Source organism: Endozoicomonas sp. ALB032 (genome assembly GCF_049310125.1).
Classification (GTDB): domain Bacteria; phylum Pseudomonadota; class Gammaproteobacteria; order Pseudomonadales; family Endozoicomonadaceae; genus Endozoicomonas_A.
Genome location: NZ_JBLYNW010000001.1, coordinates 1733148 through 1757633 on the forward strand (window position 1 = coordinate 1733148; position 24486 = coordinate 1757633).

The 24486-nt window shown below is 45.4% G+C and carries 19 protein-coding genes; 6 read left to right on the forward strand and 13 right to left on the reverse strand.

Annotation, left to right across the window (positions count from 1 at the left end; translation table 11 throughout):
* The first annotated feature begins 370 nt into the window (after positions 1–370).
* Positions 371–640, forward strand: a complete 270-nt coding sequence (locus ACO6VG_RS05800; protein WP_422473121.1) for a hypothetical protein — start codon at positions 371–373, stop codon at positions 638–640.
* A 383-nt stretch (positions 641–1023) separates the two neighbouring features.
* On the opposite strand, the gene ACO6VG_RS05805 is transcribed toward ACO6VG_RS05800, so the two are convergent.
* The 5 genes from ACO6VG_RS05805 to mnmG all read right to left on the reverse strand — a co-directional run bounded on the left by ACO6VG_RS05805 (position 1024) and on the right by mnmG (position 6431).
* Complete coding sequence (locus ACO6VG_RS05805) at positions 1024–1191, reverse strand: hypothetical protein (RefSeq protein ID WP_422473123.1); 168 nt, start codon at positions 1189–1191, stop codon at positions 1024–1026.
* Positions 1192–1472: 281 nt separating this feature from the next.
* Entirely contained in the window at positions 1473–2378 is a 906-nt protein-coding gene (locus ACO6VG_RS05810; protein ID WP_422410706.1) for a ParB/RepB/Spo0J family partition protein, read from the reverse strand.
* Positions 2375–3181 (reverse strand): ParA family protein, encoded by an 807-nt coding sequence (locus ACO6VG_RS05815; protein ID WP_422136042.1) that lies wholly within the window; start codon positions 3179–3181, stop codon positions 2375–2377. The genes ACO6VG_RS05810 and ACO6VG_RS05815 overlap by 4 nt, the downstream gene beginning before the upstream one ends.
* Positions 3182–3233: 52 nt before the next feature.
* Positions 3234–3878: a 16S rRNA (guanine(527)-N(7))-methyltransferase RsmG gene (rsmG, locus tag ACO6VG_RS05820; protein ID WP_422136043.1), complete on the reverse strand. Its 645-nt coding sequence runs from the start codon at positions 3876–3878 to the stop codon at positions 3234–3236.
* Positions 3879–4556: 678 nt separating this feature from the next.
* The gene (gene mnmG / locus ACO6VG_RS05825; RefSeq protein WP_422476257.1) at positions 4557–6431 is read right to left on the reverse strand and encodes a tRNA uridine-5-carboxymethylaminomethyl(34) synthesis enzyme MnmG; all 1875 of its coding nucleotides are present in this window, start codon (positions 6429–6431) and stop codon (positions 4557–4559) included.
* A gap of 1039 nt (positions 6432–7470) precedes the next feature.
* On the opposite strand from mnmG, the gene ACO6VG_RS05830 reads away from it, so the two are divergent.
* Positions 7471–8442 (forward strand): Fe(3+) ABC transporter substrate-binding protein, encoded by a 972-nt coding sequence (locus ACO6VG_RS05830; protein WP_422136044.1) that lies wholly within the window; start codon positions 7471–7473, stop codon positions 8440–8442.
* Between the two features lie 267 nt (positions 8443–8709).
* Here the strand turns inward: ACO6VG_RS05830 and ACO6VG_RS05835 are convergent, their stop codons facing one another.
* The 5 genes from ACO6VG_RS05835 to ACO6VG_RS05855 all read right to left on the reverse strand — a co-directional run bounded on the left by ACO6VG_RS05835 (position 8710) and on the right by ACO6VG_RS05855 (position 18026).
* On the reverse strand, positions 8710–11235 hold the full coding sequence (locus tag ACO6VG_RS05835; protein WP_422473125.1) for an ATP-binding protein: 2526 nt from the start codon (positions 11233–11235) through the stop codon (positions 8710–8712).
* A 379-nt stretch (positions 11236–11614) separates the two neighbouring features.
* Positions 11615–14236, reverse strand: coding sequence for an ATP-binding protein (locus tag ACO6VG_RS05840; protein WP_422136046.1), 2622 nt, complete (start codon positions 14234–14236; stop codon positions 11615–11617).
* Positions 14237–14617: 381 nt separating this feature from the next.
* Positions 14618–17134, reverse strand: a complete 2517-nt coding sequence (locus tag ACO6VG_RS05845; protein ID WP_422473127.1) for an ATP-binding protein — start codon at positions 17132–17134, stop codon at positions 14618–14620.
* Positions 17135–17437: 303 nt separating this feature from the next.
* Positions 17438–17773 (reverse strand): hypothetical protein, encoded by a 336-nt coding sequence (locus ACO6VG_RS05850; RefSeq protein WP_422136048.1) that lies wholly within the window; start codon positions 17771–17773, stop codon positions 17438–17440.
* Positions 17754–18026 (reverse strand): type II toxin-antitoxin system Phd/YefM family antitoxin, encoded by a 273-nt coding sequence (locus ACO6VG_RS05855; protein ID WP_422136049.1) that lies wholly within the window; start codon positions 18024–18026, stop codon positions 17754–17756. Before ACO6VG_RS05855 ends, ACO6VG_RS05850 begins: the two co-directional genes overlap by 20 nt.
* A gap of 320 nt (positions 18027–18346) precedes the next feature.
* Between ACO6VG_RS05855 and ACO6VG_RS05860 the strand changes: the two genes are divergently transcribed.
* Both ACO6VG_RS05860 and ACO6VG_RS05865 read left to right on the forward strand, forming a co-directional pair.
* On the forward strand, positions 18347–19165 hold the full coding sequence (locus ACO6VG_RS05860) for a macro domain-containing protein (protein ID WP_422136050.1): 819 nt from the start codon (positions 18347–18349) through the stop codon (positions 19163–19165).
* A 7-nt stretch (positions 19166–19172) separates the two neighbouring features.
* The gene (locus ACO6VG_RS05865) at positions 19173–19745 is read left to right on the forward strand and encodes a TIR domain-containing protein (RefSeq protein WP_422136051.1); all 573 of its coding nucleotides are present in this window, start codon (positions 19173–19175) and stop codon (positions 19743–19745) included.
* Positions 19746–19816: 71 nt separating this feature from the next.
* Here ACO6VG_RS05865 and ACO6VG_RS05870 read toward each other — a convergent pair whose 3' ends face one another.
* The 3 genes from ACO6VG_RS05870 to ACO6VG_RS05880 form a co-directional block, all read right to left on the reverse strand.
* Complete coding sequence (locus tag ACO6VG_RS05870; protein WP_422136052.1) at positions 19817–20830, reverse strand: hypothetical protein; 1014 nt, start codon at positions 20828–20830, stop codon at positions 19817–19819.
* Between the two features lie 72 nt (positions 20831–20902).
* Positions 20903–23086, reverse strand: coding sequence for a Tn3 family transposase (locus tag ACO6VG_RS05875; protein ID WP_422473130.1), 2184 nt, complete (start codon positions 23084–23086; stop codon positions 20903–20905).
* A complete protein-coding gene (locus ACO6VG_RS05880) occupies positions 23064–23837 on the reverse strand; it encodes a DUF4158 domain-containing protein (RefSeq protein WP_422136054.1) in 774 nt (257 codons plus the stop codon). Before ACO6VG_RS05880 ends, ACO6VG_RS05875 begins: the two co-directional genes overlap by 23 nt.
* A gap of 166 nt (positions 23838–24003) precedes the next feature.
* Here ACO6VG_RS05880 and ACO6VG_RS05885 point away from each other — a divergent pair, with 166 nt between their 5' ends.
* Both ACO6VG_RS05885 and ACO6VG_RS05890 read left to right on the forward strand, forming a co-directional pair.
* Entirely contained in the window at positions 24004–24204 is a 201-nt protein-coding gene (locus tag ACO6VG_RS05885) for a DUF5397 family protein (protein ID WP_422136055.1), read from the forward strand.
* The gene (locus ACO6VG_RS05890; protein ID WP_422136056.1) at positions 24204–24485 is read left to right on the forward strand and encodes a virulence factor; all 282 of its coding nucleotides are present in this window, start codon (positions 24204–24206) and stop codon (positions 24483–24485) included. Before ACO6VG_RS05885 ends, ACO6VG_RS05890 begins: the two co-directional genes overlap by 1 nt.
* Position 24486 lies beyond the last annotated feature (1 nt).

Below are 24486 nucleotides of genomic sequence, written 5' to 3' on the forward strand. Positions count from 1 at the left end.
TAGGAGTTGTTATTAGTGAACAGGACACCAAAACCTGGGTTGGCCTAAAAAAATGACACCCGCAATGAAAGAGGTCCTTCGTTACACGCACATTATAAAATAGAGTACGTCATCCCTCGATAACCTTAACGACTTTTGTAATAAAACCGTCAAGATTTTTAAGTAGATTTAGGTTTTCCTCATTTGTCTATCAATTACTCACTCATAAGTGCTCATTATAAGACTCTCTTGATTTATTGATTATTCAGGGAATAAACCTACTCCTTATAATGCAGTCACCCTCGCAGATCAATAATAACACTTATCTTAGAGTTGCTTTGAAACCGTACTCAGAAAGATTTTTATGATAATTGTCCAACAAGGAGTGGCTATGTACCAAGAATATAATGATCGAAATGTAAAGCATTGGGTTGATCTTAAAAAACAAACATCCGTTCTTGAAAAGATTGTGTACTGCAAACAAAAGAGAAAGTATTCATCAACACTTGATAATCTTGGTGCTTTTTCCCGTAAAGCAGATAAACATTTGAAATATTCAGGTCTTCGAAAAAGTTACCCGGTTTTGTCTGCTCCTGCGACTTATTGCAGGACAATATTCGAACGCTTTTTCAAGGCTAAATCTTGTCTGACCATGCATTGAGCTACTTTTTAATAACCGACAAACTTGCCAGTTTTCAGGAGCCCGGTAACAATAACACACAACCCATAAGTTTGACTTATATGCGCCTGTAATTTTATTGATTATCCAGAAAGACTTTCAGAACTCTATAATTCGTTCACCATCATCAAGCGCTATAAATAGCCGCTACCTTCAACCTCCGACATTGAAAGATAAGCAGCTATAAGAGGGATCAGAATAAAACACAACAAGATAAAATAAATGTACAAAATATCTATTATCAGCATCTGGTAATGTATTAATCGATGCTGTGAAAATGGTATCGGATTTTGTTTCTTTAAACCCGTGATCATCAGGACAAAATCCGATAGCTTTTTCCAAGCTGACCAGTGTACGACAAGGTATTAGGCTGCTTTATGCAGCCGTTTTTTTACCTGTAATAACTTCTCTTTTTTGCCGGGAGCCGTTTCAACTGTCACATTCAGGTCTATCTTGCTAGGAGCCTGACCGAGAATAGACTGCCCTACTGCGGCGGCAGCAAATTGGTCTGAAAATCCGCTTTTGTTCGTCAAATAGCTCGCTATTCTCCTCACAAAACCGAATTTTCATCCTCAATTTTCTGCCGTCCTCGCTACGGGCGCTATTCTCGGTCAGGCTCCTAGGAGCCTGACCTTTTCCTTCGGCTAATATAATCTGCCAAAATCTGACGATTTTCATCCGGGGAAGCGAAAGCAACAAACGCCTCTCCGGTACCTGCAATATTATCGCCACAAAACGGGCAGGTTAATTGACAATCACGCTGGTATCAGGGTTTTGCGAACAACCTGCCTAGTGTTTATTGGGTATCGGACACTTATTGAATATGCGCCAGAACCCCGTCCAGTTCATCCAGGCTATTGTAGGAAATCACCAGTTTTCCCTTGCCTTTGGCGTTATGAGTAATGGCAACCCTGGCTCCGACACGATCCGATAAGTCATCTTCCAGACGCTTGATGTCAGGATCTATTTTCATCGAGGTTTTTTTCTTGCCCTGTTCTTTTTCCTGCATCATGCGACGCACCAGAGCTTCTGTCTGGCGAACTGAGAGTCCTTTGGCCACAACCGTTCTTGCGGCTTCCAGCTGCTCCATATCAGACAGGGGCAACAGAGCCCGGGCGTGACCCATCTCCAGGTCACCGTATTCCAGCATTTTCTTCACGTCAGAACTCAAAGACATCAGACGTAAGATGTTGGCTACTGCTGCTCTGGATTTACCCACGGCCTCAGCCACTTCCTGCTGCGTCAGTTCAAACTCTTTCTGCAAGCGGGACAGCGCAATGGCTTCTTCAATGGGATTAAGATCTTCCCGCTGAATGTTCTCAATCAGAGACATCGCTATGGCTGCTTCGTCAGGAACATCCCGAACCAAGGCTGGTACCTCCGCCAGACCAGCCAGCTGTGCGGCTCTCCAGCGACGCTCTCCGGCAATGATTTCATAACGATTCCGGGACAGAGGACGAACCACAATAGGCTGCATGATGCCCTGGGCTTTGATACTTTCAGCCAGTTCTTCCAGCGCATCCGGATGCATATCCCGACGCGGCTGATATTTGCCACGCACCATAAACTCGACAGGAATCTCTTTAAGTTCCTTATTCTGAAGTGTTTCGCCTTCAGGCGTTTCTGTCGGGTTGGTTAGTTCATCGGAAACCGATGATGAGAGGTTAGCGCCTCCCATCAATGCACTTAAATTGGTGCCAAGACGTTTTTTAGCCATCAGGTCCCTGTCTTCCTTTCAGTCTTGAGCCCCTTGTTAAGAGCCTCTTGTCTGCGAACCAGCTCACCCGCCAGCGCCAGGTAAGCTACCGCCCCCCTGGAGGTTCGGTCATAAGCCAGCACTGGTTTGCCATGGCTCGGGGCCTCAGCCAGACGCACATTCCGTGGAATAACGGTACGATAAACCTGATCACCAAAATGACCAATCAGCTGTCTGGATACTTCGTTGGTCAAACCCATTCGGGGGTCGTACATAGTCCTGAGTAGCCCCTCAATATGGAGCTTCGGATTAATGGTCTGTCTGATACCGGTAATGGTTTCCATCAGGGCAGTTAAACCCTCCAGCGCATAATATTCGCACTGCATCGGGATAATAACGCCTTCTGCAGCCACCAGAGCATTCAGCGTCAGCATATTAAGCGACGGTGGGCAATCAATCAGAATATAGTCATAGTGTTCACTGACAGAAGCCAGAGCACTTCTCAGTCGGGTTTCTCTGGCTTCCATCGACATAAGCTCTACTTCAGCGGCAGTGAGGTCAGCGTTAGTGGGAACTACGTCGTAGCCCGCATCTTCAGCGTTCTCAATAGCCTGATCGATGGCGCATCGCCCGGTCAGAACCTGATAGGAGGAATACTCCAGGTCATGTTTATTGATACCACTTCCCGTCGTGGCATTTCCCTGAGGATCCATATCAACCAGTAACACCTTTCGCTTGGTCGCTACCAGAGAGGCGGACAGGTTGATGCAGGAAGTGGTCTTTCCTACCCCACCTTTTTGGTTCGTTACCGCAAGAATTTTTCCCACTGCCAATCGCTACCGTATCGTCTTTATGTTTGTGAAAAGCTGTCTGTTTAAATTACACGTCAGCCTTCAGGATAACCAGATGCCTCTGTGCTTCACAACCCGGGACGTCAAGGGCATGGCTTTCCAGCAGGGAAATTTCTGGTCTTAGCTGCTTCAGATCGACCAGTTCCTGTTCCGGGAACAGGCCTTTCATTGCCAGAAACTTACCACCTGCCTTGATCAGATGGTGGCTGCCATTCACCATATCAGCCAGAGAACTGAATGCTCTGGACATAATAACGTCAAATGGCTGGATTGCCTCAAAGGATTCTACCCGGCAATTCGCCACTGTGATATTTTCAAGACCCAGCTCTGTTTTGGCCTGAGTCATAAAACGGGTTTTCTTACCATTACTGTCCAACAGGGTGTAGTGCTTTTCTGGATTAAGGATCGCCATAGGTATGCCTGGCAGACCGGGCCCGGAACCTACGTCCATCAGATGATCCCCTTCCATAAAGGGCGCAATACTCAGGCTGTCGTGTATGTGTCGTGACACCATTTCCAGCGGATCCCTGACGGCGGTCAGATTATAAGCTTTGTTCCATTTGGCAAGCAGCTCTACATAACCTGTCAGCAAGTCTGCCTGGCTGTCCGCCAGTATCAGAGATTGCGCAACTGCTCCCTCGCAGATGCGTTCACGTAAGGACAGAAAAGACATCAAGAAACAGTCCAGATAGGGTACATGGATTCACAGCCTCACGGCTTGATGGATAGTGTATTGCAAATAGCAGATTCAGTCGAATTCATAACCTTCTGATTGCACGTTAATTTTCATAGTCTTATTGATAAAAAAACAGTATCGAACCCGATTTGCGACTTTGCAGGCTGAAATTAAACCTTCTCGATGGTGAACAACCGGTTTGGCGGATAGGTTTAAAGAAAAGGTCGGAGTACAAATCGTCGATCAGACAAGAGATGGTGATGATAAACTCTTGGCTGTGCCTCTACTAATTTCTCTGGGAAGTCACACAATGCGTTATCAACAAACTTATGAAAAAAATAATCAAACGACTCTCACAGACTATTCTGAGCAGGCTTAAGTCAGCGGTTGATCTTTTCTCAGGTGATCCGTCAGAAACCAGATTGACTGTTAGAGAGCAGACTCAGTTAATCACTGACTTTTCACCATCGACTCTGAATATCAGGAAACCCACTCTGATCACTCAACCCGTCACGCCCTATTCGGTAAAAAAAGGACGAGTGGCTCCGCGGAATCCTCTAAAAACAAAGCGCCAGTCATACCGTGACTTGGCTCTGAAAAGGAGTAACCGATTCCCGAATCGAAGCAGGCTTGATTTCTCGACCAGAAAGTCAAGCCTGCGTCAGCGGGTCAAAATCAGGCAACCATCGAGCGTTTTTTAAGATGAATCAGTAGCAAGGAAACCGCTGCGGGCGTCATCCCCTGAATTCGGGAAGCCCGTCCCAGAGTTTCAGGCCTGTCATCATTAAGCTTCTGCTTCAGCTCATTAGACAACCCCTCGATCACACTGTAATCCAGAGCCTCAGGAATCTTTGTGCCCTCATAACGGCGCAGACGATCAATCTCTTCCGTCTGGCGATGGATATAACCTTCGTATTTGGTAGCAATTTCAACCTGCTCACAGACCTGGGGATTAGCTTCCGGTTCACCGGAGAGTGCGGCAACATCCGCATAAGTCAGCTCGGGACGACGCAGTAGTTCCTGCAGGCTGTATTCACGACTGATGGGCTTGGAGAGCTTATTGTCGATTTTTGCAGAAGCTTCGGTCTCTGGATGAATGAATGTGGTCCGAAGGCGTTCATGTTCCTTCTCAATTCGCTCTTTTTTGTCGCAGAATGCCGACCAGCGCTCATCGTCCACCAGACCCAGCTCACGACCTTTTTCTGTCAGACGCAAATCGGCATTATCTTCACGCAGAATCAGACGATATTCGGCACGGCTGGTAAACATTCTATAGGGTTCACTGGTGCCATTGGTAATCAGATCGTCCACCAGAACGCCAATGTAGGCTTCGTCCCTGCGAGGACACCAGCTCTCTTTACCCTGCGCTCTCAGTCCAGCATTTAAACCAGCCAACAGTCCCTGGGCCGCAGCTTCTTCATAGCCAGTAGTGCCATTAATTTGCCCGGCAAAGAACAAACCACCGATCGCTTTTGTTTCAAGAGAATATTTCAAACCTCTCGGGTCAAAATAATCGTATTCAATGGCATAACCCGGACGGGTAATATGCGCATTTTCCAGACCAGGGATGGAACGCACCAGATCGACCTGAACGTCGAAGGGAAGACTGGTAGAAATCCCATTGGGGTAGAGCTCATTGGTATTCAGACCTTCTGGCTCAAGGAATACCTGGTGTGAAGACTTGTCGGCAAAGCGGGTGATCTTGTCTTCAATAGAAGGACAGTATCTTGGGCCAATACCTTCAATCACCCCGGTAAACATAGGTGAACGGTCAAGACCACTACGAATGATCTCATGGGTCCGTTCGTTGGTGTGGGTAATATAACAAGACACCTGACGGGGATGCTGTTCGACAGAGCCCAGATAGGACATGACCGGAACCGGAGTATCACCCGGTTGCTCTGCCATCATCGAAAAATCAACAGAACGGGCGTCAATACGGGCAGGCGTCCCTGTTTTCAGACGCTCAACGGCCAGATCAAGATCTCTCAATCGATTGGCCAAGGCTATAGAGGGAGGGTCTCCAGCTCTGCCACCGCTGTGATTTTCCAGACCAATATGAATTCGTCCACCCAGAAAAGTTCCTGCAGTCAGGACCACACTGGTTGCAAGGAAACGAACCCCCATGTTGGTCACCACACCGGTAACCTGACTCTGTTCAACCATCAGGTCATCAGCGGATTGCTGGAATATCCATAGGTTGTCCTGGTTTTCCAGAATGTTTCGGATCGCTTCTTTATAAAGTGCCCGATCAGCCTGGGCACGGGTGGCTCTGACAGCTGGCCCCTTTCGTGCATTCAAAACCCGAAACTGAATACCCGCCAAATCCGTAGCCCGACCCATGGCACCACCCAGGGCATCCACTTCTTTCACCAGGTGACTTTTGCCAATACCACCGATGGCAGGATTGCAGGACATCATCCCCAGAGTTTCGATGTTATGGGTCAACAAGAGTGTTTTAACACCCATACGTGCAGAAGCAAGAGCAGCCTCTGTGCCCGCATGGCCACCACCAATCACTATCACATCAAACCGGGTTGGAAAGTCCACTGCCAAGGTCACATCACCTTTGTTCGTTTATGGGTCTGGTAAAAAGGAGGCGGATTATACCTCAGCTCTTTTGTCCACAACATGCATCTTTTATGACAAATGCCTTTCCGCCTGTTTTTCCCGATGAGGACTCGTTCAGTTAAAGGCTCTGTTCCTATTGGCGTAAAGCATAGTGCCTTATCAGCCAGGGGTTCAGTCGTAAAGCCCGAAATCTTGTATGTCGTCTTCCTACTGCTTCTAGAGGTCCTTACCTGTGAGTAACATTAAAAACAATAGCCGTCTTTAACGTAGTGTTTATTAGATATTTTTATTATAAATAGTGTGAGTAGTTTCTGTGGATAAGTAAAAAAAGTATATATATATCAATATTTTAAAAAATGAATAAGTGTGTCAGTCTACTGTTGGAATCTTTCGGTTAAGGTGTAGTTTTCTTGTGGATAAAAGAGCCTTTTTCCACAATCGAAATTTATCAATATCTTATCCCGGTATCTATAAATAGTTTCTCTATGTAGCTTTCCACAAGGCATTTCTAACAGAACCACGCCAATGAAAGGTTGATAAAACCTGCGTTTGAAGCGTATTTAGACTTATAAAGCGGTATTTTTTATCCACAACAGGGTATGAGCGACTTCGAATAGTCGGAAGGTTTTTCGCAGACTGATAATTTCTGAAGGGATGGAGAAAAAGAAGATCAGATAAGACGCAGAGTGTTATGGAAGCTCAAGGACACCTCAACCATAAGGAAGGGCATTCGCTCAACCCAGAATCCTGGTCCTGCTCTTTAGTTGGGTGGATTGACAACAATGTTTTGAACTTTCATTCCAAAAACTATTCCAAATTAATGAATGCTATTTGTGAAATATGGTATGCGAATAGAACAAAAAAGTTAGTACTTATGTTCATAAAAACTGGCGATAAGACGAAATTTCTGTAGAATGCGCGAATGATAATGTTTCCTATTTAGATTGATATTATAAAAATACGGTTGTCGTCCATGTTGAAAAATAAAGTCTCTTCAGCACTTTTAGCAGCAGGTCTTATGGCTGCATCTGCTATCTCCCTGGCCGCAGAAGTGGTTAATGTTTACTCCTATCGTCAGCCTTTTCTGGTTGAACCTCTGTTCGCAGAGTTCACCAAAGACACCGGTATTGAAGTCAACATGGTGTTTGCCAAAAAAGGTTTGAGTGAGCGTCTCGAACGTGAAGGCAAACTGAGCCCCGCTGACCTGGTATTGACGACAGACATCAGCCGACTGATGAATCTGGTTGAAAAGGATCTCAGCCAGCCCGTTGACAGCCAATCAATCAATAACGACATTCCTGCCCAGTATAGAGACCCTGAGGGTGAATGGTTTGCCCTGACCAAGCGTGTCAGAAATATCTACAGCACCAAACGTTCAGAGAAGCCGGAAGGCATCACTTACGACGATCTGGCCGATCCAAAGTACAAAGGCAAAATCTGCACACGCAGTGGTAAAAACGCCTATAACGTAGGTCTCGTTGCTGCTTATGTCGCTCACAATGGTGAGGAAGCGACTAAAGAATGGCTTGAAGGTTTCAAGGAAAACCTGGCCCGTCGCCCTCAGGGTAATGACCGTGCCCAGGTAAAAGCTATCACGGAAGGCGTTTGCGACCTCTCTATCGGTAACAGCTATTACTTCGGCAAGATGATGACCAATGAAGAACAGCGTCCATGGGCTGAGTCCGTTTACATCAACTTCCCTGATCAGAAAGGCAATGGCTCTCACGTCAACGTCAGTGGTATGGTTCTGACCAAATACGCTCCCAACAAAGACAATGCCGTTAAGTTAATGGAATTCCTGGCCAGTCAAAAAGCTCAGGCCACCTTCGCTGAAGTCAACATGGAATACCCTGTAAATCCTGATGTACCGGTTTCCAAAATGGTTGCTTCCTGGGGTGAGTTCAAATCCGACGATCTGCCTGTTTACAAGCTGGCAGAGAACTATGCGACCGCTCAGAAACTGTTAGACGAAGTCCGTTTTGATCTGTAATTAAAAGGCCTTTCGACCTTCCGGAGAGTCGGCGGCTGCTTGCTGGCTCTCTGCTTCTGACTCTGGTCTATGAGGCCTTGACGCCTTATCCTTCGATGTAAAAGCAATTCTGCTAGCAGCCTGTCGGACTTAAGCGTCCGTAGCGAGGATTGCAAGAAACAGAGATTTTTAGACCAATTTATTGCAACCGCACGACTGCATGGATGCAGGAGCTAGAGCAACGCAGGAGCAGTTGCCGTGTAGGACAGTCTTAAGTCCGACAGGCTGCTAGAGTCCGGATTCCGAAAAGTCCCGGAACATATGCTTGAGTCGGTCACCAATACGGAGCCTGTAATCTTTAATATAGAAGTCACCCTCTAAATAATTCAGTACACTTTTTAACAATAATGAGCGGTCTTCAGTTTTAACCACCAGCTTTAAGCCTTCATCGTGTACTCTCTGAACAATATTTGTGAACTGCTCAATTCCAATTTTACCATCAGCAGCATCACACTCCATAAAAACAGCCTGATGCTGTGTTTTGGATAAATCGCTGAGAAAGTAATCTGAACTAAATTTTTGTGGGCGTCCGGGCAAAAGAGGGGAACCCACCTGGCGGATCTGATCTGCCGGAATACTGAGTATTCCGGCCATTTCTTCTATTGATACAGCGCGCTCAGTGATCACTGCTGCCGCCTTGCCACCCTGATACTGACCCAGTTGCGATATTGCATCAGCAGCATGAACTTCAGGACTGCGCCACCATTGGGAACGGCGACTGGCTCTCTGCAAATTGCTCAGGTAAAGAAAGTCATGAGCTTTCCTGGTTAAGGGATCAATAATGCCAGGGGTTGCATCTTTGGCAGGAATATGAATATTTGAACTGACCATGATGGCTTTGTTATGAGTTATCACATGTCTCATTGTTTTTGCCAGAAGTTTTTTGCTAAGTAAGCCGTTGGCATCATCGATGACCACCAATTCCTTTCCGGCAAGCTTTTCGTCGATCTTTTCAGCCCATAGCGTTTCATTACCCTCTAAGTCATCGAACAGAGTACCTGCTGTAAAATCGTCTATATAAAGGGTGTCAACACCATATTCGGCTGCTTTTTTGGCAACCGCTGTACATAGATGTGTTTTTCCTATTCCCGCTGATCCGCTCAGGAATAGTCCCATGGGTTTTTTATGCGAGGCTTCATACTGATTATTTATCACAGCGTGTGCGAACTTCAGGGCTGTATCTTTCATCCGTTCCTGCTGTTTTGAGTCGGCTTTGAATTGATCAAAATCAGAATCAAGATTTTCAATGGTGAACGGTGAAACCTGATGCACCGGCTTTGGTTCCATAGTCGATGTGACAGGCAACAGTGGTTGGCAATGCCAGACTTGATCGCACTGCGACAAAAAATATTTCCAGTAATTATTACTGAAGCGAAGTGCACAAGTGATGCCAACAATGGGGTGGTCATGGGGTACTGTATGGTCTTTCAGCTGGGCATAATGCCTTTCTCCCTTTTCGATTGCACGGATTGTTTCAGGACCCTGTTGTTTATTGTAACCATCAATCAGTATTTTTTTGACTTGGTCGTAGGTTTTCGGTTCATCAAATTCATTCGGACCAAACCCCAGATAGAGATTCTGTCCGCTGCTGTTATGCCCGGTGCATATCAGATTAAAACCTATAGCATTACCCAATTTATGTTTCTTCATGTAGTCACTTACGCCCGAAATGTAGATGATATCACCCTTTTTGAAATCCTGTTTTGACAGTTCCTTGTCACTTGAAGTAATGCCGGTTTCGTGAAGGTGCGAAAGATCGTAAAACAGATTATAGATAGGGTTGCTGATTTCGATCGGTGTTAAATTTTCAGCACCATTCACGAAGTCAGAAGAGCTTTGGCTAATCGTGCAGGAAATTCTAAATTTTGCCACCGGTGAACCAAAGATCCGGTTGAATTCGTCGGTGCCAATGATGGATTCAATGGCTCGATACTGACAGGCCAGCATGGTTGTCGCACAATCTGCAATGGTAGGGCCATGAAAAAAAGCATTCAGACATTCACTGGGGGTATGCCGGTTATCCTTTCCTACAAAGCTGTTTATATAAGTCCTATCAAAATATTTTGGTAGAGTGTGTTTCACGAGGTTAATACCGTTTGACAACTTGGGAAGTTCATAGTCCATATAATCCTCATCATAAAAAACACCCAGACGTTTGCTTACTTCCAGGACTTTTGGCGAACTGGAAGCATTGTTGGTTGCCGTGACAAAGCTATTGTCCCATTGGGTAGAACTTTCGTCCATAAACGGGACGGGATCATAAAAGCTTGTCATGACTGAGCTCCGCTCTTCGTATGATGTGTTAAGTTGCTGGAGCCAATGAATCGTTTTATTGGCAAATTGTTCATCCATGGGCTTGTTACTGTGACTTACCGGGAAGGGTTTGTAAGAGGGAGTTATCACGTCTAAAGATTTGAAATGAATTGCCATAATAGCATCATCAGCTTTTGAGACAGAGGCATTAGAGGAGGGACGATATTGTTTTGAACCTTGTGCAGATATAACAGTACTGCTTGCGGCAGTTTTAGACTCTTCAATGATTCTTTTCCTCAGCCTCTGCGTCTGCCCGCTTGAATCTGCCCTTTCTTTCGGGTTTTCAGCGATGTTCATCTCACCACCATTTTTTACTGGCGAGGGCTTTACACTTCTTGAGGTGGAACCTGAAGTGGTGGAAGTGGGGCTATTTTCTGTTTTTCCGAATTGGAAAGGTACAGCGGGCAGATAGCCGGTAGAAGTAAAAGTTACACTATCCATAATTAATCGTCCTTTTAAGTTGTATCTACTGTTAATACCGTCCTTGTGGTTAGCTCATTTGCCTGGCAAGTTTAATTCTTTATGACAGTACTTCAGGCAATCTAAAAAGAAGGGGTAAATTATCCGAATCTTGTACTATCGCTCTATTTATTTAGACAGAAAGGAAATGATTTAGTTCACTGCTAAAGGGGGCTCAAATGAATTTGAACCCTAATGTACTAAATTGTGTAATTGAAGCTGACTGGTCGTTTCATGGGGTGAGTTCAAATCCGACGATCTGCCCGGCTTCTTGCTCTGCTAATGACTGACTTTGGTCGAGGCCTCGGCGCCTTAAATTCCAATGTAAAGGCAATTATGTGGGCCGAGCCCCGAGCCAACTCTAGAGTCCGGATTCCGAAAAGTCCTGGAACATATGCTTGAATCGGTCACCAATTCGGAGCTTGTACGTTTCAAGATAAATGTCTTTCTCCAGGATATCCGGTACAGCTTTTAACAATAATGAGCGGTCTTCGGTTTTTACCACCAGCTTTAAGCCTTCGTCGTGTACTCTCTGAACAATATTTATGAGCTGCTCAACATCACGTCTATAAACAGGATCACACGCCATAAAAACAGCCTGATGCTGTGTTTTGGATAAATCGCTGAGAAAGAAATCGGGGCTTATTTTTAGTGGGAGTTCGGGCAAAATAGGGGAACCCACCTGACGGATCTGTTCTGCCGGAATACTGAGCATTCTGGCCATTTCGTCTATTGATACAGCGTTCTCGGTGATGACTGCTGCCGCCCTGGGGCCATGATACTGACCCAGTTGCGATATTGCATCAGTAGCCTGTATTTCAGGGCTGTGCCACCATTGGGAACGGCGACTGTCCCCCTGCAAATCGCTCAGGTAAAGAAAGTTATGGGCTTCCCTGGTTAAGGGATTAATAACGTCAGGGGTTGCATCCTTGACAGGAATATAATTATTTGAACTGAGCATGATGGCTTTTTTATCAGTCATCACATGTTTCATTGTTTTTGCCAGAAATTTTTTGCTAAGGCATCCGGTGTTGGCATCATCGATGACCACCAAATCCTTACCGGCAAGCATTTCGTCGATCTTTCTGGCCCATTGCTCTTCTTTACCCTGGTAGTCCATATACAGATCGCCTACCATAGCTTCGTCTATGTAAAGGACGTTGGCACCGTATTCGGCTGCTTTTTTGGCAACAGCTACACAAAGGTACGTTTTTCCTATTCCCGGTGATCCAGTCAGGAATAGTCCCATGGGCTTTTTGTGCGAGGCTCCACCCTGATTATTAATCACAGCGTGTGTGAACTTCAGGGACATATCCCTCATCAGTTCCTGTTGTTCTGAGTCGGGTTCCAATTGATCCAGATCAGCATCAAGATTTTCAATGGTGAACGGTGAAACCTGATGCACCGGCTTTGGTTCCATAGTCGGTGTGACAGGCAACCGCGGTTGATGATGCCAGACTTGATCGCGCTGCGACGAAAAATATTCCCAGAACAGATTACTGAAGCGAAGCGCACAAGTGATGCCAATAATAGGGTGGTCATGGGGTAGAATACTGTCTTTCAGCCGGGCATACTGCGTTTCCCCCTTTTTGATTGCATAGTTTGTCACAGAATTCTGTGGTTTATTGTAGCCATCAATCAGTATTTTTTTGACTTGGTCGTAGGTTTTCGGTTCATCAAATCTATCCGGACCAAAACCCAGATAGAGATTCTGTCCGCTGCTGTTTTGCCCGGTGCACATCAGATTAAAACCTATAGAACAACCGCTTTTATGTTTCTCCAGGTAGCTTTCAACGCCCTGAATGTAGATGATATCACCCTTTTTGATATTCCGTTCTGACAGTTCCCTGCCAGTTAAATTAGTGCCGGTTTCGTCACTGAGCGAAAGATTGTAAAACAGATCATAGATAGGGTTGCTGGCATCGATTGGATCAATATTCCCGACGTTAGTAGTGTGTTTGCTGGTATGCGACATAATCGTGCAGGAAATTCTGAACTTTGAGATCGGTGCACCAAAGATCCGGTTGAATTCGTCGGTGCCAATGATGGATTCAATGGCTCGATACTGACAGGCCAGTAAAGCCGTTGCACAGTCCGCAAGGGTAGGACCATGAAAAAAAGCATTCAGACACTCACTGGGTGTATGCCCGTTATCCACTGCTACAAAGCTGTTTCTGTTACCCAGGTCAAAAAATTCTGGTAGTGTGTGCCGCCCGAGGTAGATACCGTATAACAGCTCGGGAAGTTCATATTTCTTATAATCCTCAGGATAAAATATACCCAGACGTTTTCTTAACTCCAGCCGTTCTATCCCCTCATACATCTGAGCAAAGGAAGGAGAACAGTCTGCCCTGGCTGAGTCAGAAAGAGAAAAACTTGTCGAGTCTAAGCCAGTGTTCAATTTGGTAACACTGACTTTTTCTAACGGTGCTTTTTTATGAAAATTATAAAAATCATAAATGCTTGTCATGACCGAGCTCCGCTCTTCGTATGATGTGTTAATGTGCTGGAGCCAATGAATCGTATGTTCGGCAAATAGTTCATCCATGGGCCTATTACTGACACTTGCCGGGAAGGATTTGTAAGAGGGAGTTATCTTGCGCAAAGATTCAATATGGTGTTCTTGAATACCCCGATCAACTTCGTCGAAAGGGTCATAGAAGTAGGGTCGGTATTCTTTTGAACCTTGTGTAGATATGACAGTACCGCTTGCGGAGAACGAAGTACTGGAATTTTCAATTATTCTTTTCCTCAGGCTCTGCGTCTGCCCGCTTGAATCCACCCTTTCTTTCGGGTAGTCAGTGACGCTCATCTCACCACCATTTTTTATTGGCGAGGGTTTTACACTTCTAGAGGTGGAACCGGAAGTGGTGAGAGAGGGGCTATTTTCAGCCGTTATTTCAGATGATTTAGTCACTGTTTTTCCGTATTGGAGAGGTACACCTGACTGATGGCCGGTAGCAAAAACATTTACATTATCCATAATTAATCGTCCTTTATTAAGTTGCATCTGCTGTTAATACCGTCCTTCTGGTTAAGTACTCAACCATACGAAATCATATTTTCTGACTCATTGTTCAGGCACTCTAAAAAGAAGGAGTAAATTATCCGAATCTTGTACTATCGCTCTATTTATTTAGACAGAAAGGAAATGATTTAGTTCACTGCTGAAGGGGGCTCAAATGAATTTGAACCCTAATGTACTAAATTGTGTAATTGAAGCTGACTGGTCGTTTCATGGGGTGAGTCCAAATCCGACGATCTGCCTGGCTTCTTGCTCTGCTAATGACTGACTTTGGTCGAGGCTTCGGCGCCTTAGCTTTCAATCTAAAAGCAATTCTGGGGGCCGAGCCCCGAGTCAACTTTACAGTCCGGATTCCGAAAAATCCCGGAACATATGCTTGAGTCGGTCAGCAATACGGATCCTGTACTTTCTAATACTGAAATCTTTCTCTAAATAATTCAGTACATCTTTTAACAATAATGAGCGGTCTTCGGTTTTAACCACCAGCTTTAAGCCTTCATCGTGTACTCTCTGAACAATATTTATGAACTGCTCAATTTTAATTTTACCACCAGCAGCATCACACTCCATAAAAACAGCCTGATGCTGTGTTTTGGATAAATCGCTGAGATGGGAATCGGGGCTTGCTTTTTGTGGGAGTCCGGGCAAAAGAGGGGGACCCACCCGGCGGATCTGTTCTTCCGGAATACTGAGTATTTTGGCCATTTCGTCTATTGATATAGCCCTCTCAGTGATGACTGCTGCCGCCCTGGGGCCTTGATACTGACCCAGTTGCGATAATGCATCAGCCGTCTGAACTTCAGGGCTATGCCACCATTGGGAACGGTGACTGTCTCCCTGCAAATCGCTCAGGTAAAGAAAGTTATGAGCTTTCCTGGTTAAGGGATCAATAATGCCAGGGGTTGCATCTTTGGCAGGAATATGAACATTTGAACTGACCATGATGGCTTTGTTATGAGTCATCACATGTCTCATTGTTTTTGCCAGAAGTTTTTTGCTAAGTAAGCCGTTGGCATCATCGATGACCACCAATTCCTTTCCGGCAAGCTTTTCGTCGATCTTTTCAGCCCATAGCGTTTCATTACCCTCTAAGTCCTCGAACAGAGTACCTGCTGTAAAATCGTCTATATAAAGGGTGTCAACACCATATTCGGCTGCTTTTTTGGCAACCGCTGTACATAGATGTGTTTTTCCTATTCCCGCTGATCCGCTCAAGAATAGTCCCATGGGCTTTTTATGCGAGGCTTCACACTGATTATTTATCACAGTGTGTGCGAACTTCAGGGCCGTACCTTTCATCAGTTTCTGCTGTATTGAGTCGGCTTTGAATTGATCAAAATCAGAATCAAGATTTTCAATGGTGAACGGTGAAACCTGATGCACCGGCTTTGGTTCCATAGTCGATGTGACAGGCAACAGTGGTTGGCAATGCCAGACTTGATCGCACTGCGACAAAAAATCTTCCCATCGCTCATTACTGAAGCGAAGCCCACGAGTGATACCAACAATAGGGGAGTCATAGGGCAGAATACTGTCTTTCAGGTCTGCATAATGCGTTCCCCCCCTTTTAATTGCATGGATTGTTTCAGGACTCTGTGGTTTGTTGTAACCATCAATCAGTATTTTTTTGACTTGGTCGTAGGTTTTCGGTTCATCAAATTTATCCGGACCAAACCCCAGATAGAGATTCTGTCCACTGCTATTTTGCCCGGTGCATATCAGATTAAAACCTATAGCAGTACCGAATTTATGTTTCTCCATGTAGATCGCTACGCCCTGAATGTAGATGAGATCACCCTTTTTGATATCCCGTTCTGACAGTTTCCTGACAGGGCAGTTATCGTCAGTGCGGTTAAGATCGTGAAACAGATTATAGATAGGGTTGCTCAAGTCGATCGGTTCTAATTTTTCAGCAATATTCGCGAGGCTAGAAGAGTTTTTGCTGGTATGCGACATAATCGTGCAGGAAATTCTGAACTTTGAGACCGGTGCACCAAAGATTCGGTTGAATTCGTCGGTGCCAATGATCGATTCAATGGCTCGATACTGACAGGCCAGAATAGTTGTCGCACAGTCTGAAATGGTAGGACCATGAAAAAAAGCATTCAGACACTCACTGGGTGTACGCCCGTTATCCTTTGCTACAAAGCTGGATCTGAAAGTATGATCAAAATATTTTGGCAGTGAGAGCAATCCCAAGCCGCTGGCTTTTGACAGCTCGGGAAGTTCGTAGGCCTTATAATCCTCAGCATAATAAACACCCAGACGTTTTCTTTCTTCCAGCAATTCTGGCAAACGAGAAGAATCGTACGTAAAGGTTGCACTGGGTATACCACTGCTCGAATAGGTGTAACTTATGACCAATGTCTTAGGTATTTCACGAAATCTTGTCATGACTGAGCTCCGCTCTTCGTATGATGTGTTAAGTTGCTGGAGCCAATGAATCGTTTTATTGGCAAATTGTTCATTCATGGGCTTACTACTGTCACCTACCGGGAAGCGTTCGTAAGAGGGAGTTATCGGACGTAAAGATGCGAAATGATTTGCCACAATATAATCATCAGATCGGAAGTCAGGGTTATCAGAGCAGGGACGATTTTGTTCTGAGCCTTGTGCAGATATGACTGCACCGTCTGCAGCAGTTTTAGAATTTTCAATTTTCCTTTTCATCAGGCTCTGCGTTTGCCCGCTTGAATCCGTCATTTCTTTGGGGTTGTCAGCGACGCTCATCTCACCACCATTTTTTACTGGTGAGGGCTTTACAGCTCTTGAGGTGGGGGAGCTATTTTCAGCAGCTATTACACCGGGCAGATAGCTATAGCCGTAGCCGGTAGCAAAAGTTTTTACATTATCCATAATTAATCGTCCTTTATTAAGTTGTAGCTGTTGTTAATACCGTCCTTGTGGTTAGCTCATTTGCCTTGCAAATTTAATGCTTCATGACAGTTCTAAAGGCAATCTCAAGAGAAGGGGTAAATTATTCGTAACTTGTACTATCGCCCTAATATTTAGACAGAAAGGAAATGATTTAGTTCACTACTTTGTATGCGAGAACCAAGCCAGGGCGGCTCCGCTTGTTCCCTGAGCAACGAACTGTGAAACAGGAACCTGCAGGTGACTAACAGGAATCCCCGTCCTACTGGATTTGAATTTTGGCTTTTACGACACCCTCTTCAGAGGGTGTCGCAAAACTTCAGCTCGTTCTCTCGCTCTGAAGTCGTCATTCCCGCGAAGGCGGGAATCCAGCGCCAACGGTGGATCTCTGCCTTCTCGGGGATGACAAGGCCAGGGGGACACCGGGCAGTACGGTTCTGGTGGTGAGTCAGTGTGGATTCCCGCCTTCGCGGGAATGAAGCCGGCAATGACGGGAGTCAGCGCGTTCCCACGGCGGAGAGAGTTTTGCGACCCCCTCTTCAGGGTGGGGAGGATGTCAACTTTCTCGCGTAGAGCTTCGTATACCTGCCAAGTATTACCCTCAAAGACCAATGATCTCACTGATATCCTCTTCACTTGGCTGATAGCCCTCACCCTGGCTATGTGTACTCTGTGAGTCTGCAATCTGCCGCATCAAGCTACTATTCTGCAGCACATAAAGAGTCTCTTGTTCCTGCTCCCAGTCATCAGCACTGATCATCACAAAGTCTTCTCCACCGCGCCGAGTGACCTTAAGCGGAGTGCTGTTGCCCACAACCTTCTCTACAAAACTTTTCAGGTTATCCCTGAACTGATTAACGCTGACACTTTTCATAAATTACCTCTACCTTTGGTGTGCATTATTACCGTACACAATTGAGAGCAGGCATTTAAAAGGCAAGTCTACGCCTAATTGGGCCTCGGCCTGCAAAATTGCTTTTACGTCAGAAAATACAGCTAACACACTGTTTTACATAGAAATCGGCAATGCGGATTGAGTCACGCAAGCCATTTGTCATTACTCCAGAAAATGACTTCAAGCAGTCTTTTATCAAAGTACCCAGCCTCTAACTTATTAAGTTTTTCATAGACTTGAGCCAAATTCATCAGGGTGGCAATATTCGTGCTTAAGCATAAAGTTGAGAGGGAACTCTGGTGGTCAAGTTTCATGCGTTTAGAATGGGGGCTTTGTCCTGTCTCGGTCTGATTATCACTGGTACTGATGTGTTGGCAGCATCAGGACTGCCGACCTTTCGGGAGGGGCGCGAACTATATACTCTTCTTTTTATATTGCTGATAGCCGTTGCTGTCGGACTTTTCATCATCCGCCGGAGAAACAATATCGAGCTTAGCCTTACGGATAACACAGATACCAAGATTGAGTTTGGTGATATCTTCAAAGAATCCGGACTCATCGTAATTCCTGTTAACGAGTATTTCGACACTATTGTTGATGACCGCATAATTGCCAAAAACACCCTTCACGGCCAGTTTATTGAGCGATATTACAAAGATGATCAAAATCCACTGAAAAAGGAAATCCAGAAAGGGCTCAAGGGACTAATACCAAAGGTAAACAGTGCCCGTCGGCGCGGAAACAAAAATAGTTATGATTTGGGTACAGCCGTCAGGGTTGACTGTGAAGGCAAGAGCTTTCTCCTCATAGCCATGACCCGATTTAATGAACAGGATCGTGCCGAAGTTACCTGGGATGAGTACACTCGCGTCCTTGCCCGGTTATCCGAACATATTCATACTCACGCTCAAGCCCGTCCTGTCTGCATGCCGCTAATGGGAGGTGGTCAGGCTGGTGTGGATACCCCTCAGCGACTATTGAAAAACATGTTTATCACAATGTCGCTGAACAGGAAGCTCACTCTACCAGGTGGGCTAAAAATCGTTCTTCACGAGTCCGTTAAGGACAAAGTTGATTTAACAAAAATCAGGCTTGAACTCGAACACACAGGGAGCTAATGCGACTATGAATAGAACCGGAAACTATGCGGCATTTTATGTAAATGATGGCACGTTCAAAGAAGGTGGTCTTGGTGCAAATTTGGCTAAAGATTTTTGCCACTACAACATGCTCAGAGCATGGAAAGGAAAAGATCCTACCTTTCCATTTGTGGATTCTCACGGTAAAACCTATAACGTCCGTGACGGTAGCGACTGGGAAAAGACCCTGAAGCCTCGGTTGCGTGAACGCCTCCGAGCATCCAAGAACATGATCCTTTTCTTAAGTGGGCACACAAAAAATTCTGTTGCAGTCCGAGAGGAAATCACTTACGCAGCCAGTATCGGGCTTCCTATCATTGTCGTATACCCAGATTTCAAAAGCCGAGAGGCAATGTACAACGGGAATACTCCCAAAAAAACAGTTGCAGACCTGATGGCAAAATTATCCAGCCTAGCCGCTGCTGCAAACGAAGTTCCGGTTGTTCATATCCCAATGGACAAAGCGCTAATCCGCGCTTACCTTAACAATAAGTTGTACATGGTGAATACTAAGTGCAAGGCTGGTAACTACGCCTGCCTGAACACAGTATCTGCTTAATAATATTGGTACGCTCCTCGATCTGCAAAAGCAATGCTATTTTGCAGATCGACAATACAGGGGTACAAAGATTAACCCACCAATGTTACTGGCTTGGCCTTGCTGGAAACCAAAGTATCAGAAACAAAAACGATCCGGCTCCCTTTCTCCATGCCCTGATATTCATTCTGATAATACTTGTCATGTACCAGCTGACGAAAATGCCATGACCTGTAGTGGCTGTTCGGGGATGTTCTATTTTCCCTAACACCAGACATACTGCCTAAAGTCATATGTTTGCTACGACGATGACCCAGAGATGCAAACTGGTGATTGCTGAACTTTCCTGGCAGTCCATCCTGCAAAATATCGTGGCGATCATTGCTGCGTGCGTACATAACATACACTGACATGGACACCACCAGTTTCAGCAACTCATAATGAGCCTGCAATTCCGCATTATCACAACGCTCCGTGTGAAGATATCCTCTTGAAGCAAACCCTGGGAGAATGTCGGCAAGGTCCTGATATCGGTTTGCAGACAGAATACGTGGCAAATCTTCTAATTTTACAGATATGCGAGAATATGTTGTTGCCGGATCATGAGCAAACTGAAAATTAAACGTCAGCATTCCCTTGCGACCAGGAGGCGTTTGTGCCGACTCGGTGCCTTTGCTGCATACCTTGATGAGTGGATCAATTTTCTCATTCATCTCGTCAGTATTCCGGCACATCGTCACCAGAACTCCCGTTATAGACAATTCGGCAAACTTATATTCCTTCGGGATCGCTAAAATAAACTGATCATAGGGCAACCGAAAACCTTCAACCGCTGATAGGGAAAACTTCGCCTGTAACAGCATGTTCAGAACGTCTGCATCCTTGGGAAATATCATACGGCGCTGACCAATACGCCAGTAATACTCTTCACAACAAATTCCGAAATCTAATGTATTAATGAAGTCTGGTTCGATGTAGTTGGTATAGTGATGGATATGGTCCTCGAACGACCACGATTTCAGGCGGTTAAGCTTAGCTGTCTTCTTGATGATTTTGTCGCTGGCACGAAGATCAAGATTAAAACGGTATTGATAGTATCCAGGCATTTCGCCGCCTTTAATGTTCAGAACTATTGTGCCAAATAATAAGTGATTTCAGTGACATTCTGAAAGGGTTGCTCACAGTACCGAAATAGAAAAATCCAGAGGCCGTACCTGCTTGGCTAACTCAAGACGGTAGTCTCCCAGCCGGTTTGTACTCTCTATGTAAGGAGACAGGTGCTTCAAATCATCTTCAGCGATCTTGTGTCCTTCTTCTCTCAGCTCCTTCAATACTCTCGTCATCACCTCGACGTTATAAAAAATGAGCATGTTAGTGGCAAGGTGATTCCACTTAATGATTTTGTCCTGTTCGTGACGGTCATTTTCCCGAATCACGCCCTTGTTATAGAAGAAAACCCAGTCAGAAAACTTGTTGAAGTGCTCACTTTTATTGGTTGAAGCGTTGATCATACGGCGTAAGCCGCCATCCGCTATATACTCCATCAAAAACTGGGTTCGTATGACCCTGCCAAGCTCCCTGAAGCCATAATACAACTGGTTTTTCCGGCTCTTTCCAGTTAAGTGACGAACAATAGTTGATGCGGTGAGCTTACCGCCCTTGATTGACATGACAATTCCCAACATTTCTGGAAACTCTCTTTCGATTACCTTGTAGTCGATAGGCTCTGCGAAGATACCGTTAATGTGCTTGAACCTGGCGCCAGCTTCTGGCCGGTGCAAATTTAACCGCTTGATGTTCTTTATCCTGGGCATAAGCTTAATTCCCAGCAAATAAGCCAGACCGAAGACTGCAAGGCTTTGCCCATGTGTATCAGAGTGGACGGTATCAGGTTGAATGTCCGAGTCATTCTCCAGAAGCCCGTCCAGGATATAAATTGCCTCGTAAACACCGCAGGGTATAAAGCGGGAAAAGAGGCAGATATATTTGTCGCTGAGGTGGTAGTAGGCGATGCCACCATAGCCTCCATACCGAATATGGTACTCGGACAGAAGGTTATTTTCGTACACATCCCATTTAGTGCCGTCAGCAGATGCTCTTTTGCCAGTTCCCCAGTAGCCAGGTAACAAGAACTGGTTATAGCCATTGATGACATCTCGGATACATTTGATGAGAGTGTATTCGGAACAGTGCTTAAGTTTCAGCCGTGCAATTTGTTTGCGGCTGATATTCTGAACTGAGCGGGACAGCTGGACTGGCCCAAGGTTACAGCCGTAACAAAGCAGGTTGAGGACAAAGCGTTCTTCTGTATTGTCGATTCTGGATTTATTGCCCGACAAAGGCCGGATATGCTTGCTGAGATTCAGCCACTTTTCAGTTTCAGACAGTACATCCAGAATATTTTTGGGCGGCATACGCTCTTTGATCAGGGATGCGAGAGCCTCTTGCTCAGGTGTTGGTTTCTCTGCCTTGACTGGGGTGATACATAGCTTTTTATTAATGATCTGCACTTCAGTATTATCAGGGAACTGCTCATCAGCCTTTTTGCAAACGGCGTGAAGCTTGGCTTTGAGCTGCCTGCAAAAGTCTGCACCATTGGAGGGATAGCCCATCATTTGACAGAAATCTTCGAACTGCTCTTGATACTCTTCTTCTGAGATAAACTGCGTTCTGAAATCACTGAAATTCTCACTGTCTTCAACAAACAAGTCGCCAGACCTGAGTGCTTCTGCAACCAGAGTAAAGAGGCATAGCTCAAGATAAAGGCGATGTACTTTGGTAACGGGTTCGCCTTTCTTTTTGGTATCTGTGACTGAAGTCCACCACTTTCTTGCAGGTATCCACTTTAGGGATACAGAGCTGTTGGATACATCAATATGGCTTTTACGTGATGTCTCGTGTTTCTTGATAAACAGTATGGCTTTGAACAGCTCATAATCACTATGAGGCGTTCTCACCTTCAGTAAGCTCAGGGCATCAAACAGATTTGCTCTATGATTTATGAACATAGGCAACAAAAACGGGAGGTAATTGTTGCTTGAGTAGGTCAGTAGTTGGTCGCAGGAGTCGTTCACTTCCTGCGGATTGTGTTTCAGGGCTGTGCCTATATTCCGGAGTTTATGCTGATCGTTTCTGCTACTCCCCTGGTAAGCAACGGTAACATCCTTCAGCTGCCCGATAAGCTGCTCCTGCTGTTTCGTTTTATTTTTCAGCCAGTCTTTCAGCTTCTTATCTGCCCGAGTATGCATGCGCCGCATTAGTTTGATCAGTAAATCAGCCGCATCATCAAGGGTGCGGGAAAGTCGGTAACGGAGTAGGATCGTCAGCAGCAGCTCTTGCTTACCCTTTCTCAATCGCGCCATTTCCGAACGATCCAGAGCGCGGGCTTCCAATTGTAAGTCCCGGTGTGATATCCGGTAAATTGGGTAAACCTGCCTGTTGCTTGCGAAGCCAGCTCAACACTGCCAGCGTATTGGTTGTGTTTTTTGTCGTCAGTTTTCCTGGTTCTTTTTTCAGCTTCTCCCAGGATTCCTCATTTAGTAATGATGAGAGAACCTGTCTGGATTTTTCATCAATAGAATCGAGGTAATTGCTGTAGAGTTCTTTATTGATCCTTCGGCGCTGGTCACTTGCTACCCGTGCAAGTGCATCAAAGGGGGGAAGCTCATAAGAGTCCTTGATCAGGTTTTCGAGGACTTCATTGATGATATCTGCCAGGTGGTGTTTGCTTTTGGCTGACTCATAGGCCAGTTGTATGAAGATATTTCTACCAGCGGGTTTTACTTTGAAGCGGTCTCTCAGCAGACGCAGATAAATGCTTCTTGCGGAAGAGTCTCGGTGTTTTCTGACTTCTGCATCGGAACTCCGGCTCTTTGTTATCTTCCCGTAATATTGAGTGTATCCATCATGCAGGTCATCAAAACTTGTGTGATAGCCCAAATGCTGAAACATCTTCAGCATGGTCAAAAGTACTTGGCGGTGCAGAGGCTTTTTTACCTGACCATTAATCCAGTCCATTTCATCAGGTTTAGGCTCCCAGATCGAACCATCCAGATCATCAAAAGTGGTACGAGAGCGCAGCCTCGGGTAAGCCGTTTCATGAATTGCGACCATCGGTGGCGGTTATCTTTATTCTCAAAAACGTTGGTTTTCGATAAGATAGCCGAGTTTCAGAATCTGTCCCGAAAAATCTTGCTTTCTGATTCTCAAAAACTATTCTTGAAATTAAATTCTCGATTCCATACTCTTAAATGAGTTTTGATAATCAGGAGACCAAAAAATGCCCCAAGATCGATTCCCTGATCCCCAACTAATCGGTCAGTATCGACGATTTGGCGAGTTGGGTCCTGCGTACAAAATTGTTGCGCCTGTCAGACCGATCGATCAGGATGACTGGATTGTTTTAATTCAGATTCCTGAGTCTGGAGAAGAAGCTGAATACAGGTATTCAAATATCAAAAATGATCCGGTAGCTCACTGATGTTCGCCATTGCCTTTGATCTGGTTGTCGCTGAGACTGAAAAGCATCACCCGAAAGGTGTGCCACAGGCTTATGTTGAGATTGGCTCCACGCTATCTGGCTTTGGCTTCAGACGAGTTCAGGGAAGCCTTTACGTCACAGACGACGAGAACATGGCGAATTTATTCCGCGCTATCACGGCTTTGAAAGCACTTCCCTGGTTTCCTGCTTCTGTCAGAGATATCAGAGCCTTCAGAGTTGAGCAGTGGTCTGATTTTACAGAGATGATCAAGGAAGGCTGAT

Bases quoted from the DNA above. Each gene is read 5' to 3' on its own strand.
- ACO6VG_RS05880 (WP_422136054.1), bottom strand. From the start codon at position 23,837: ATGGTCGCAATTCATGAAACGGCTTACCCGAGGCTGCGCTCTCGTACC.
- ACO6VG_RS05890 (WP_422136056.1), top strand. From the start codon at position 24,204: ATGTTCGCCATTGCCTTTGATCTGGTTGTCGCTGAGACTGAAAAGCAT.
- ACO6VG_RS05885 (WP_422136055.1), top strand. From the start codon at position 24,004: ATGCCCCAAGATCGATTCCCTGATCCCCAACTAATCGGTCAGTATCGA.
- ACO6VG_RS05830 (WP_422136044.1), top strand. From the start codon at position 7,471: ATGGCTGCATCTGCTATCTCCCTGGCCGCAGAAGTGGTTAATGTTTAC.
- rsmG (WP_422136043.1), bottom strand. From the start codon at position 3,878: ATGTCTTTTCTGTCCTTACGTGAACGCATCTGCGAGGGAGCAGTTGCG.
- ACO6VG_RS05855 (WP_422136049.1), bottom strand. From the start codon at position 18,026: ATGAAAAGTGTCAGCGTTAATCAGTTCAGGGATAACCTGAAAAGTTTT.
- ACO6VG_RS05865 (WP_422136051.1), top strand. From the start codon at position 19,173: ATGAATAGAACCGGAAACTATGCGGCATTTTATGTAAATGATGGCACG.
- ACO6VG_RS05800 (WP_422473121.1), top strand. From the start codon at position 371: ATGTACCAAGAATATAATGATCGAAATGTAAAGCATTGGGTTGATCTT.
- ACO6VG_RS05845 (WP_422473127.1), bottom strand. From the start codon at position 17,134: ATGGATAATGTAAAAACTTTTGCTACCGGCTACGGCTATAGCTATCTG.
- ACO6VG_RS05875 (WP_422473130.1), bottom strand. From the start codon at position 23,086: ATGGCGCGATTGAGAAAGGGTAAGCAAGAGCTGCTGCTGACGATCCTA.
- ACO6VG_RS05870 (WP_422136052.1), bottom strand. From the start codon at position 20,830: ATGCCTGGATACTATCAATACCGTTTTAATCTTGATCTTCGTGCCAGC.
- ACO6VG_RS05840 (WP_422136046.1), bottom strand. From the start codon at position 14,236: ATGGATAATGTAAATGTTTTTGCTACCGGCCATCAGTCAGGTGTACCT.
- ACO6VG_RS05835 (WP_422473125.1), bottom strand. From the start codon at position 11,235: ATGGATAGTGTAACTTTTACTTCTACCGGCTATCTGCCCGCTGTACCT.